This window comes from Streptomyces sp. Je 1-79 (assembly GCF_025195125.1).
Lineage (GTDB): Bacteria > Actinomycetota > Actinomycetes > Streptomycetales > Streptomycetaceae > Streptomyces.
The window spans coordinates 188,120-200,369 of record NZ_JAMGSL010000007.1; the positions used below are offsets into that span (position 1 = coordinate 188,120).

Annotated in this window: 12 protein-coding genes and 1 tRNA gene; 6 read left to right on the forward strand and 7 right to left on the reverse strand. The window is 70.1% G+C overall.

Annotated elements, in window-relative coordinates; translation table 11 throughout:
* Positions 1-10: 10 nt before the first annotated feature.
* From M5362_RS16015 to M5362_RS16035, 5 genes are all read right to left on the reverse strand, one after another.
* On the reverse strand, positions 11-895 hold the full coding sequence (locus M5362_RS16015; RefSeq protein ID WP_260228212.1) for a prohibitin family protein: 885 nt from the start codon (positions 893-895) through the stop codon (positions 11-13).
* An 85-nt stretch (positions 896-980) separates the two neighbouring features.
* On the reverse strand, positions 981-1,811 hold the full coding sequence (locus tag M5362_RS16020; RefSeq protein WP_260228213.1) for an MBL fold metallo-hydrolase: 831 nt from the start codon (positions 1,809-1,811) through the stop codon (positions 981-983).
* Positions 1,808-2,677: an NUDIX hydrolase gene (locus tag M5362_RS16025; protein ID WP_260228214.1), complete on the reverse strand. Its 870-nt coding sequence runs from the start codon at positions 2,675-2,677 to the stop codon at positions 1,808-1,810. Before M5362_RS16025 ends, M5362_RS16020 begins: the two co-directional genes overlap by 4 nt.
* 85 nt (positions 2,678-2,762) lie before the next feature.
* Entirely contained in the window at positions 2,763-3,245 is a 483-nt protein-coding gene (locus tag M5362_RS16030) for a RidA family protein (RefSeq protein ID WP_260228215.1), read from the reverse strand.
* Positions 3,245-3,403: a DUF4177 domain-containing protein gene (locus M5362_RS16035; protein ID WP_017947820.1), complete on the reverse strand. Its 159-nt coding sequence runs from the start codon at positions 3,401-3,403 to the stop codon at positions 3,245-3,247. Before M5362_RS16035 ends, M5362_RS16030 begins: the two co-directional genes overlap by 1 nt.
* Positions 3,404-3,475: 72 nt before the next feature.
* On the opposite strand from M5362_RS16035, the gene M5362_RS16040 reads away from it, so the two are divergent.
* Positions 3,476-4,438: an ArsA-related P-loop ATPase gene (locus M5362_RS16040; protein ID WP_260228216.1), complete on the forward strand. Its 963-nt coding sequence runs from the start codon at positions 3,476-3,478 to the stop codon at positions 4,436-4,438.
* Positions 4,435-5,805 (forward strand): ArsA family ATPase, encoded by a 1,371-nt coding sequence (locus M5362_RS16045; protein WP_260228217.1) that lies wholly within the window; start codon positions 4,435-4,437, stop codon positions 5,803-5,805. The genes M5362_RS16040 and M5362_RS16045 overlap by 4 nt, the downstream gene beginning before the upstream one ends.
* Before the next feature lie 164 nt (positions 5,806-5,969).
* Here the strand turns inward: M5362_RS16045 and M5362_RS16050 are convergent, their stop codons facing one another.
* A complete protein-coding gene (locus M5362_RS16050) occupies positions 5,970-6,314 on the reverse strand; it encodes a WhiB family transcriptional regulator (RefSeq protein WP_026058363.1) in 345 nt (114 codons plus the stop codon).
* Between the two features lie 538 nt (positions 6,315-6,852).
* Between M5362_RS16050 and M5362_RS16055 the strand changes: the two genes are divergently transcribed.
* Positions 6,853-9,072: a transglycosylase domain-containing protein gene (locus M5362_RS16055; RefSeq protein ID WP_260228218.1), complete on the forward strand. Its 2,220-nt coding sequence runs from the start codon at positions 6,853-6,855 to the stop codon at positions 9,070-9,072.
* Between the two features lie 140 nt (positions 9,073-9,212).
* Here M5362_RS16055 and M5362_RS16060 read toward each other — a convergent pair whose 3' ends face one another.
* The gene (locus tag M5362_RS16060) at positions 9,213-9,677 is read right to left on the reverse strand and encodes a GatB/YqeY domain-containing protein (protein ID WP_260228219.1); all 465 of its coding nucleotides are present in this window, start codon (positions 9,675-9,677) and stop codon (positions 9,213-9,215) included.
* Positions 9,678-9,751: 74 nt separating this feature from the next.
* Between M5362_RS16060 and M5362_RS16065 the strand changes: the two genes are divergently transcribed.
* The 3 genes from M5362_RS16065 (at position 9,752) to M5362_RS16075 (ending at position 12,180) form a co-directional block, all read left to right on the forward strand.
* A complete protein-coding gene (locus tag M5362_RS16065; RefSeq protein WP_260228220.1) occupies positions 9,752-10,693 on the forward strand; it encodes a metallophosphoesterase in 942 nt (313 codons plus the stop codon).
* A 186-nt stretch (positions 10,694-10,879) separates the two neighbouring features.
* A tRNA-Pro gene (locus tag M5362_RS16070) sits at positions 10,880-10,953 on the forward strand.
* 414 nt (positions 10,954-11,367) lie between these two features.
* Positions 11,368-12,180 carry a hypothetical protein gene (locus tag M5362_RS16075; protein ID WP_260228221.1) on the forward strand — a complete coding sequence of 271 codons (813 nt, stop codon included), beginning with the start codon at positions 11,368-11,370 and terminating at the stop codon, positions 12,178-12,180.
* The last annotated feature ends 70 nt before the right edge of the window (positions 12,181-12,250 follow it).

Below are 12,250 nucleotides of genomic sequence, written 5' to 3' on the forward strand. Positions count from 1 at the left end.
GCGGCCGTCCTCAGCGCTTGGTGCCGTCCACGATCAGCGGGTTGCCGCTGCCGGAGCCGCACGGGACCGCGTAGACCGGGTTCTGCGCCGCGGCCTCCTTGTACGCGTCGATGCACTGGTTCATCAGGACCTTGTCGGTCAGCGACGCGTTGAGGATCTTGTTGGCCTGGGCGATGCCCTCGGCCTCGATACGGCGCCGGTCGGCCTCGGCCTTGGCCGTGCGGGCCGCCTCGGTGGCGCGCTCGGTCGCCTGCTGCTGCTGGATCTTGCGGTCGATCTGGTCCTGGAGGGCCTTCGAGGGCTTCACGTTCCGCAGGTTGACGGCCGTCACGTCGATCCCGCGCGGGGCCAGCCGCTCCTTGATGAGCGTGCCGATCTCGGCGTTGATCTTCTCGCGGTCCGTGGCGTAGCCCTGCTCGCTCGTGTAGCGGGCGAAGACGTTGCGGACGATCTCCCGGCTGTCCGGGTAGACCAGGCGCTGCTGGATGGACTCCTCGCTGCCCGCGAGCCGGTACAGCTCGACCGACTTGGACGGCGTGACCGCCCACTTCACGGTCACCTCCACCTCCATCACGCCGCCCTGCGAGGAGCGGACCTCGACCACGTCCTTGTCGGAGAGGTTGAGGTCGACGGGGCGGGTGGAGAAGGTCGTCACCTCGGTGAACGGCGACTTGACGTGCATGCCGGAGGTCATCGGCGAGCCCACCTTGCCGAACGCGACCGGGACGCCGACCTCGTACGCGCTGACCACGTACGTCATGCTCGCGATCAGCGAGAAGACGCCCGCGAGGACGGCTCCGAGGGCGCCGAGCTTCAGCCCCTTCGAGTCGTTCGAGCGGGCGACGAAGAAGAGCACCACCGCCGCTATCAGCAGCAGGATGGAGATGACGAACATGGGCGTTCCCCCCGAGGGCTACGGTCCGCAGTAGGCGAAGTAAGCGGAGCGTAAGACACGAACCGCGAACCCTCGAGGGTGGGGGTCAGATCAGCCCGTGCTCCCGCAGGTACTCCATCTGGGCCCGTACGGAGAGTTCGGCGGCCGGCCACAGCGACCGGTCCACGTCCGCGTAGACGTGTGCGACGACCTCGGAGGGGGTCCGGTGGCCGTTCTCGACGGCCGTCTCGACCTGCGCGAGACGGGAGGCACGGTGCGCGAGATAGAACTCCACCGCGCCCTGGGCGTCGTCCAGGACCGGCCCGTGGCCCGGCAGGACGGTGTGGACCCCGTCGTCGACCGTGAGCGAGCGCAGCCGGCGCAACGAGTCCAGATAGTCCCCGAGCCGCCCGTCGGGGTGGGCCACGATCGTCGTGCCGCGCCCCAGGACCGTGTCGCCCGTCAGGACGGCACGGTCGGCGGGCAGATGGAAGGAGAGCGAGTCCGAGGTGTGACCGGGCGTCGGCACCACCCACAGCTCCAGACCGCCGACCGTGATCACGTCCCCGGTGCCGAGCCCCTCGTCGCCGAGGCGCAGCGCCGGGTCCAGGGCCCGCACATGGGTCCCGGTCAGCTCGGCGAACCGGCCGGCGCCCTCGGCGTGGTCGGGGTGGCCGTGGGTGAGCAGCGTGAGCGCGACCCGCTTGCCGAGCTCGGCCGCGGTGTCGATCACACGCGTCAGATGGCCGTCGTCGAGCGGACCCGGGTCGATGACGACCGCGAGGTCGGAGTCGGGCTCGGAGACGATCCAGGTGTTGGTGCCGTCCAGCGTCATCGCGGACGGGTTCGGCGCGAGGACGTTGACGGCGCGGGCGGTCGCGGGGCCGGAGAGCACTCCGCCCCGGGGCTGCCCGGGCAGCGCGGCCGCGTCGCTCATCGCGCCTCCCCGCCCCTCGGGATGTGCTTGGTGAACTCGTCGTGGCCCGGCCAGCTCAGGATCAGCTCGTCGCCCTCCAGGCGCGCCTGTGCAAGGACGGGAGTCAGGTCCTGGACCGCGGCCTCGACCAGAGCCTCCGCGGCCGAAGCGAACCGGGTGAGACCGCGCAGGGTCGAGATCGTCGGGGGCATCATCGTGAGCTCGCCCCGGTCGTAACCGGCCGCGGCCTCCGCCGGACGGATCCAGACCGTGCGGTCGGCCTCCGTAGACGCGTTGCGGGTGCGCTGACCGGCCGGCAGGGCGGCCACGAAGAACCAGGTGTCGTACCGCCGGGGCTCGAACTCCGGCGTGATCCAGCGCGCCCACGCGCCGAGCAGGTCCGAGCGCAGCACCAGTCCGCGCCGGTCGAGGAAGTCGGCGAAGGACAGCTCCCGGGCGACCAGCGCCTCCCGGTCCTTCTCCCAGTCGTCGCCGGTGGTGTCCCCGACCACGGAATCGGCGGTCTCCCCGGCGAGCAGCACGCCCGCCTCCTCGTAGGTCTCGCGCACCGCCGCGCAGACGATCGCCTGAGCCTGTGCCGTACCCGTGACACCCAGCCGGTCGGCCCAGACCTCCAGGGAGGGCCCGGCCCAGCGCACCGGGTGTTCGTCGCGCGGGTCGACACCTCCGCCGGGATAGGCGTACGCGCCGCCCGCGAAGGCCATGGAGGTGCGCCGTCGCAGCATGTGGACGCTCGGCCCGTCCGTCCCGTCGCGCAGCAGCATGACCGTGGCGGCCCGCTTGGGTGTCGCGGGGGTGAGTTCGCCCACGGCGAGAGCGCGGATGCGGTCGGGCCATTCCGGTGGGTACCACTGACCATTCGACATGGCCGGATGGTATGCGCAACTACCCGGATGCACGAGAGCCGATTCCCCCGGGGCGGGAGAACCGGCTCTTCACGGGCGTGGGCGGTCAGTCCTGGACGAGCTCGACCTGGACCTCGACCTCGACCGGGGCGTCGAGCGGGAGCACGGCCACACCGACGGCGCTGCGCGCGTGCACGCCCTTGTCGCCGAGGACCGCGCCGAGCAGCTCGCTGGCGCCGTTGACGACGCCCGGCTGTCCGGTGAAGTCGGCGGCCGAGGCGACGAAGCCGACGACCTTCACGACCCGCTTGATCCGGTCCAGGTCACCGGCGACCGACTTCACGGCCGCGAGCGCGTTCAGCGCGCAGGTGGCGGCGAGCTCCTTGGCCTCCTCGGCGGTGACCTCGGCGCCGACCTTGCCGGTCAGCTGGAGCTTGCCCGCCACCATCGGGAGCTGGCCCGAGGTGTAGACGTACACGCCGGACTGCACGGCCGGCTGGTAGGCGGCCAGCGGCGGAACGACCTCCGGCAGGGTCAGGCCCAGCGCGGCGAGCTTCGTCTCGACGGCGCCCTTCGCGCCCTCGCTCATCAGGACTTCTCCCGCTTCAGGTAGGCCACGAGCTGCTCGGGGTTGTTCGGCCCGGGAACGACCTGGACGAGCTCCCACCCGTCCTCGCCCCAGGTGTCCAGAATCTGCTTCGTCGCGTGCACGAGAAGGGGCACGGTCGCGTATTCCCACTTGGTCATGGAGCCGACTGTATCCGCTGCCACAGGCAGCCTCCTGCTTAGCCGACCGCTCCAGTGGTTAGGCTCGAAGACGTGAGCAGGCTCCAGGTCGTCAGCGGCAAGGGCGGTACCGGTAAGACGACGGTCGCCGCCGCCCTCGCGCTCGCCCTCGCGACGGAGGGCAAGCGGACCCTCCTCGTCGAGGTCGAAGGCAGACAGGGCATCGCACAGCTCTTCGAGACGGAGGCCCTTCCGTACGAGGAGCGCAAGATCGCCGTCGCCCCGGGCGGCGGCGAGGTGTTCGCGCTGGCCATCGACGCCGAGCGCGCGCTCCTCGACTACCTCCAGATGTTCTACAAGCTCGGCAGCGCGGGCCGGGCCCTGAAGAAGCTCGGCGCGATCGACTTCGCGACGACGATCGCGCCCGGGGTCCGGGACGTGCTGCTGACCGGCAAGGCCTGCGAGGCGGTCCGCCGGCGCGAGAAGCACGGTGGCTACACCTACGACCACGTCGTCATGGACGCCCCACCGACCGGCCGGATCACCCGCTTCCTCAACGTCAACGACGAGGTGGCGGGGCTCGCCCGGATCGGCCCGATACACAATCAGGCGCAGGCGGTGATGCGGGTCCTGAAGTCGCCGGAGACGGCCGTGCATCTGGTGACCCTGCTGGAGGAGATGCCGGTCCAGGAGACCGCGGACGGCATCGCGGAGCTGCGCGAGGCCGAGCTGCCGGTGGGCGGCGTCATCGTGAACATGGTCCGTCCGCACGTCCTCGACGAGGCGGCGGTCCGGGCGGCCTCCGGCGACCACCGGGACGCGGTCGCCCGGACCCTCGCCGCGGCGGGCGTCCGCGGCGGTACGAAGCTGGTCGGGCCGCTCCTTGAGCAGGCGGCCGAGCACGCGCAGCGGGTGGAGCTGGAGCGCGAGCAGCGGGCGGTGCTCATGAAGCTCGGCGTACCGGCGTACGAACTCCCCTTCCTGGGGGACGGGGCGGACATCGCGGGCCTGTACCGGCTGGCGAAGGACCTGCGGAAGCAAGGGGTGGGCGTGTGACGGGCTCGGTGGACACCGCGGCGAACGGTCTGGACTCCGTACCCGTCCTGCACCTGGATCCGCTCATCGACGACCTGGGCACCCGGATCATCGTCTGCTGCGGCGCGGGCGGGGTCGGCAAGACGACCACCGCGGCGGCGCTCGGCGTACGGGCGGCGGAGCGGGGGCGGAAGGTCGTCGTCCTGACGATCGACCCGGCGCGGCGGCTGGCCCAGTCGATGGGGATCGACTCGCTGGACAACGTCCCGCGCAAGGTCGACGGGATCAAGGGATCCGACGGCGGCGAGCTGCACGCCATGATGCTCGACATGAAGCGGACCTTCGACGAGATCGTCGAGGCGCACGCCGACCCCGACCGGGCCCGGGCGATTCTGGAGAACCCCTTCTACCAGTCCCTGTCGGCCGGTTTCGCCGGTACGCAGGAGTACATGGCGATGGAGAAGCTCGGGCAGTTGCGGGCCCGCGACGAGTGGGACCTGATCGTCGTCGACACCCCGCCGTCCCGCTCCGCGCTCGACTTCCTGGACGCGCCGAAGCGGCTCGGCTCCTTCCTGGACGGGAAGTTCATCAAGCTCCTGATGGCCCCGGCGAAGATGGGCGGCCGGGCGGGGATGAAGTTCCTCAATGTCGGCATGTCGATGATGACGGGGACGCTCGGGAAGCTGCTGGGGGGTCAGTTCCTGAAGGACGTACAGACCTTCGTGGCCGCGATGGACACGATGTTCGGCGGCTTCCGGACCCGGGCGGACGCGACGTACAAGCTGCTCCAGGCCCCGGGCACGGCGTTCCTCGTGGTCGCGACGCCGGAGCGGGACGCGCTGCGCGAGGCGGCGTACTTCGTGGAACGGCTGGCCGCGGAGGAGATGCCGCTGGCCGGGCTCGTCCTCAACCGCGTCCACGGCAGTGGCGCGGAGCGGCTGTCGGCCGAGCGGGCGCGGGCCGCGGCGGAAAATCTTGACGAGGGGCGCATTGTGGATCAGGGGGCCGGGAAGGCTGGAGTGCGTGGCCCCCGGGCCACGGCCCCAGAGCCGTCAGACACCCCGACCGCCGCCGGAACCACCCGCACCACCGGTACCGCCCCGAGCACCGCCGCCGCACCTTCTTCGCCCGCCGAGGCTGCCCCCACAGCCGACGGCGACGCACTCGACATCCAGCAGTTGACCGCGGGCCTGCTCCGACTCCATGCCGAGCGGATGCAGGTCCTCGCGCGTGAGCAGCGCACGCGCGACCGTTTCACGGCGCTCCACCCCGAGGTGGCCGTCGCCGAAGTGGCCGCACTGCCCGGCGACGTACACGATCTGTCAGGTCTTCGGGCCATCGGAGACCGGCTCACGGCCGGCCGCATGGACCGGCTGCCTTCGGCCTGATCCCGCGTACCCACGGGGCCCGCGTCGCACGTCGGCGACCGGCGTAGGACCGGGCCTGATGGTGCGTACGGGCCTGACGGGCGAGCGGGCCTGACGGGCGTACGGGCTTGGCCCTCACGCCATCGGACCGTCGTACGTCCCGTACCGGCCGGCGAACCGGCTGCCTACCCCACTGCCGCGTACGCCTCGTACGTCGCGTCGTCCTCCATCGCCACGGGCAGCAGGCCCGCTCCCCGCTCGTACTCCGTCCGCGCCGTCTCCAGCAGTCGCCGCCACGAGGTGACGGTCGGCCGCCGGCGCAGCAGGGCACGGCGCTCGCGCTCCGTCATGCCGCCCCACACGCCGAACTCCACGCGGTTGTCGAGCGCGTCGGCCAGGCACTCGGTCCGCACCGGGCACCCGGTGCACACCGCCTTCGCCCTGTTCTGCGCCGCTCCCTGCACGAAAAGTTCATCCGGATCGGTAGTGCGGCAGGCCGCCTGCGCACTCCAGTCAGCTACCCAGCCCATACCGGCGCCGTCCTCTCCCGAATCGAGGCTCCCCCACGGCGGTAGCGGCATATTCACCGCTGCCAGTTGGTGACGTTACGGAAGGTGGGCACAGCGCAACACCCCCTTCGGGCCCAATCTTGAATGGCCCGAACGGACTATGCGTACGCGGCAGATCACCCAGGGGAGTGACCGATGGACATGCGTGTCGAACCCGGCGAACCGGTACAGTTCGCCCGACTGTGACGGAGTCACAAGGGGCGTCGAGTGACGCACGGGGCGGAATCGGGCATGACGTCCCAAGGTTCGGGGCCAAGGAAATTGCTGCCGATGTCACGCCCGGTCCTTGATGCGGAACCTCACTGCTGTGACAGTTGAGAGCAGCTTAGGCCAAGGCCTGTACGCGTGTCCGGCGAATGGGAACGTCGGCACCGGGCGTGCTCCAGGGGCAGGATCGCGGCGGCCCGGACACCGCCGGATGTCACGGTCTGGTACTCGAACGCTCCGAGACGCCCCCGCTCCTGCGGAACGCAGGGCGCTACGGATTAGGCTGCCCCCCATGGCAAAGAAGCGCTCGGGCGGAGGTCTGACCGGGACCCAGCAGGCCGCCAAGTTCCTCGGTGTCAGTGTGCTCTCCGGAGCCGTGCTGGCGGGCATCGCCCTGCCCGCGGCCGGAGCACTGGGGCTCGCGGCGAAGGGCACGGTCGAGGGGTTCGACGAGATCCCCTCCAACCTGAAGACGCCGCCGCTGAGTCAGCGGACCACCATCCTCGACTCGGAGGGCGGCACCCTCGCCACCGTGTACTCGCGCGACCGGAAGGTCGTGCCGCTGGAGAAGATCTCCCCGTACATGCAGAAGGCGATCGTCGCGATCGAGGACTCGCGCTTCTACGAGCACGGGGCGATCGACCTCAAGGGCGTGCTGCGCGCGATCAACCGCAACGCCCAGTCGGGCGGCGTGGCCCAGGGCGCGTCCACGCTCACCCAGCAGTACGTGAAGAACGTCTTCGTCGAGGAGGCCGGTGACGACCCCGAGAAGGTCGCCCAGGCCACTCAGCAGACCATCGGCCGCAAGGTGCGCGAACTGAAGTACGCGATCCAGGTCGAGGAGGAGCTGGGGAAGAAGAAGATCCTCGAGAACTACCTCAACATCACCTTCTTCGGTCAGCAGGCCTACGGCATCGAGGCGGCGTCCCAGCGCTACTTCTCCAAGCCCGCCGCGGACCTGAAGCTGGAGGAGGCGGCGATGATGGCCGGCCTCGTCCAGTCGCCCAGCCGCTACGACCCGATCAACGACCTCCAGGAAGCCACCAAGCGCCGCAACACGGTGCTCCAGCGGATGGCCGACGTGCGCGACGTCAGCCAGGCGGAGGCCGACCGGGCGAAGGCCACGCCGATCAGGCTGAAGGTGAAGACCCCGAAGAACGGCTGCATCACCGCCGTCGACGGCGCCGGCTTCTTCTGCGACTACGTGCGCAAGACGATCCTCAGCGACCCGGTCTTCGGCAAGACCGTCGAGGAGCGGCAGAAGCTGTGGAACCTCGGCGGCCTGACCATCCGGACCACGCTCGACCCGCGAGCCCAGGAGGCGGCCAACGAGGCGGCGGTCGCGAGGATCAACGAGGACGACAAGGTCGCCGCCTCGGTGGTCCAGGTCCAGCCGGGCAGCGGCAAGATCCTCTCGATGGGTCAGTCGCGCCCGTACGGCCTGGACCAGAAGCAGCACCAGACCACGCTCAACCTGGCCGTCGGCAGCAAGATGGGCGGCACGACCTACGGCTTCCAGGTCGGTTCGACGTTCAAGCCGATCACGGCCGCGGCGGCTCTGGAGAAGGGGCTGAGCCCGGCGCAGTCGTTCGCCACGCCGTGGAAGATCTCGCTCCCGATGGACTCCTTCCGCACCTGCGCCGGCGGCCCGGCCGGCGGCGGCAACTGGGACCTCCAGAACGAGCTGGAGTCCGAGGCCGGCCAGTGGGACATGACGAGCGCGCTCGGCAAGTCCATCAACACGTACTTCGCCAAGCTGGAGGAGATGGCCGGCCTGTGCGAGACGGTCGGCATGGCCCGGAAGATGGGGTACGAGCGCGAGCTGGGCAAGCCGCTGAAGGAGCTCCCCTCGATCACCCTGGGCGGCCAGGAGGCCACCCCGCTCGACATGGCGGCCGTCTACGCCACCTTCGCCAACCGCGGCACGTACTGCACCCCGATCGCCATCGAGTCGATCAAGGCCGCCAACGGCGAGAAGCTGAAGGTGCCGCGGACCGAGTGCTCGCGGGCGATGAGTGAGCGCACGGCCGACACCGTCAACCAGATGCTGAAGGGCGTCGTCGAGGACGGCACGGGTACGAAGGCGGGTCTGAGCGACCGCGACAACGCCGGCAAGACGGGTACGACGAACGACCGCAAGGACGCCTGGTTCGTCGGGTACACCCCGAACCTGTCCACGGCCGTCTGGGTCGGTGACGACGTCGGCGAGAAGCAGTCGATGTTCGACATCACCATCGGCGGTCAGTACTACGACAAGGTCTGCGGCGGCTGCCTCCCGGGCCCGATCTGGAAGATCGCGATGACCGGGGCGCTGAACGCCTCCGAGACGCCGTCCTTCGCCCCCATCTCCGTGCCGCGCGGCGAGAAGCCGGAGGACAAGGAGAAGGACAAGGGCAAGCGGCGTGACGACAAGCCGCGCGACCGGGACGACGACAAGCCGTTCCCGGGCGGGATCACGATCCCGCCGGACCTGATCGGCGGCACCAACGGCCGCGGCGGCAACGGCCCCTAGGGGGCTCAGATCCGCTCGGACCGTGATCACATGACTGAGGGCGCCTCCCACCGCGGGAGGCGCCCTCAGTCATGCGTACGGACGTTGTACGGGCGCCGTGCGGACCTTGTACGGCCGTGGTACGGACCCTGTACGGGCGATCAGCCCGCGAGCAGCTTCTTCACGAGGGCCGCCACGCGCCCGCCCTCCGCCTGGCCGGCGACCTTCGGGTTCACGATCTTCATGACGGCACCCATCGCGCGCGGGCCCTCGGCTCCGGCGCCCGCGGCCTCGGCGACGGCGGCGGCGACGATCTGCTCCAGCTCGTCGTCGCTCAGCTGCTTCGGCAGGTACGCGTCGAGGATCACGCCCTCCGCCTGCTCCCGCTCGGCCGACTCGGCGCGGCCGCCCTGGGCGAAGGCCTCAGCGGCCTCGCGGCGCTTCTTCGCCTCCCTGGCGATCACCTTCTGCACCTCGTCGTCGGAGAGCTCGCGCTTGGTCGTACCCGCGACCTCCTCCTTGGTGATCGCGGTGAGGGTGAGCCGCAGCGTCGAGGAGCGCAGCTCGTCGCGCTCCCTGATGGCGGCGTTGAGGTCGTCCTGAAGCCTGGCCTTGAGCGTGGTCATGTCCCCAAGTGTGTCAGGTGGTGAGGCCCACCCGCCCGCGCATTTCCGCTCATCGGGTCTGCGACGATGGGGGGATGCGCGCACGGTACGGGATCCCCCTGAAGATCACGGCAGGTCTCACGGCGACGGCCGCGGCCGGACTCGTCTACGCGGCGGGCTTCGAGGCCCGCTCGTTCCGCCTGCGCCGGGTGACGATCCCGGTGCTCCCGCGCGGGATGCGGGATCTGCGGGTCCTTCAGGTCTCCGACATCCACATGGTGTGCGGCCAGCGGAAGAAGCGGGCGTGGCTGCAGTCGCTCGCGGGGCTGCGCCCGGACTTCGTCGTCAACACGGGCGACAACCTCTCGGACACCGAGGCGGTCCCGGAGGTGCTCGACGCGCTCGGGCCGCTGATGGAGCTGCCGGGCGTGTACGTCTTCGGCTCCAACGACTACTACGGCCCGCGGCTGCGCAACCCCGCGCGCTATCTGCTGGAGAAGACCCAGGGGCGCCACGGTCTCAACGGCAACGCGCCGGTGGTGGGCGCGGTGCACAACCCGTGGGAGGACATGCGGGACGCCTTCGACGGGGCGGGCTGGGTGAACCTGACCAACACCCGCGGCCGGCTGAAGCTGCCCGGCCTGGAGCTCGCCTTCACCGGGCTCGACGACCCGCACATCAAGCGGGACCGGTACGAGCGGGTGGCCGGCGGCCCGGAGGCCTCGGCCGACTTCTCGATGGGCGTGGTGCACGCCCCGTACCTGCGGACGCTCGACGCGTTCACGGCGGACGGCTACGGGCTGATCCTGGCGGGCCACACGCACGGCGGCCAGCTGTGCATCCCCTTCTACGGCGCGCTGGTGACCAACTGCGACCTGGACACGGACCGGGTGAAGGGCCTCTCCACGCACACCGCGGAGGGCCGGACCTCCTACCTCCACGTCTCGGCGGGCTGCGGCACGAACCGCTTCACCCCGGTCCGCTTCGCCTGCCCCCCGGAGGCGACCCTCCTGACCCTGACGGCCCGCGAGGACTGAGACCGGCACCATCGACGCGGGGCGGGCGCCGCCGACCCGGGACCGGCGCCCGATCGGGGACCGGGGCCCGATCCAGGACCGTGTCCGACCTGCGGTGACGGGCCGCGAAAACCGGATTTCGTCTCAGGGCGCGGGTGGGCTAAAGTAATCGATGTCGCCGCGACGTGAAGAGCAGAGCAGTGACATCGGGGTGTAGCGCAGCTTGGCAGCGCGCTTCGTTCGGGACGAAGAGGTCGTGGGTTCAAATCCCGCCACCCCGACAGCCGTAAGACCAGGTCAGGGGCCTGATTCGAGAGATCGAATCAGGCCCCTGAGTGGTTTCCGGGGCCGGCTCGGGAGCCGTCTGGGAGCCGACTCCGGGATCCCGCTCCCGTCGCAGGTCAGGAGCCGTCGGCAGCCGGGGCCTGCGCTCGGCTTGGAGGGGCTTCTGCCTAGCCCGCTCCACCGCCACGTAGAGCGCGACCGATTTCTGCGTTCCCCTCCGGAGTACCGGGCCTGCGGGCGACCGACCCGTTCGGGGAGTGCCGACAAGATCCGAGTATCGGGGTCGGACGTGGCGTGCGGCGCGCATGCCGCGGAGATTCGGCCAAGGCCCTCTGGGCCCGCGTAGAGTTCTTCATCCACCTGTTCCGCGCTCCGGCGGGGTGTGTAGGGTCCCGCGTTCTGGAGTAGCCGTGACCAGATCCGGCAGCAATGCCCGCAAGCGGGCCGCACGACGCATGGCCGAGGCCGAGCGAATCACCTACACAGAAGCCCTTCGACGCCTTGTGGCGATCGGAGAGACCCGCCCGGTCAGCCCGCAACACGCTGACCGTCCGTGCCCGTCGGACTGTCCGACACAGCCCGCCGTCGACGACGACGTTCCTTTCTGGGAACAGCCGAGGTGTCCGGCTCACCAGCCTGATGCACACGGCGGCTGGCACCTGGGCGATTCATACCCGCTCACGCGCATCGATTTCCTCACCGGGGGTGGTGACAACGCTCCGGTCTCCAGCCTCGAGTTGGACGAGAACTCCGTGACGTCTGTGCCCGAGTTGGCGGCGTTTCGATCCAGACTGTCCGCCGCAGCGCAAAGAGAGTTCGACCGCGACTGGGAGCTCCTCCACGACTCGGAGCATTGGGGGACCGAACTCATCTTGACTCTCCGACAGGCGGACGAGGAGGCACTCGCCGAACGGGCCCTCGCTCAAGAACGGCAGGCCATCCGGCACGAGTTCCGCGTTGCCCTTGGCGTCGACGACTTGGGCTACGAGGAACTGTCCGACGAGCGTGCACCGACGCGGACGAACCACGCCGAGGAGATCGAGCACCTGACTGATGTCATCGACACGGCAACCGGCTTGCTCGCGATGTTGCTGAACCACACGAACACGACGACCAAGGACATGGAACAGAGCCCGTTCGCCGCGCTGATCGCCCAAGGTCGCCCGGCCACAGCCGACGAGGTCTTTGCTGCGGCCGATTGGGAGCTGCAGAGTCCTTCCTAAAGGCGTCGCCCCACTGGTCGGTCAGGCCGGCTATGAGGCGGCGGCGCATGCCCGGGGAGACGTGGGCGTA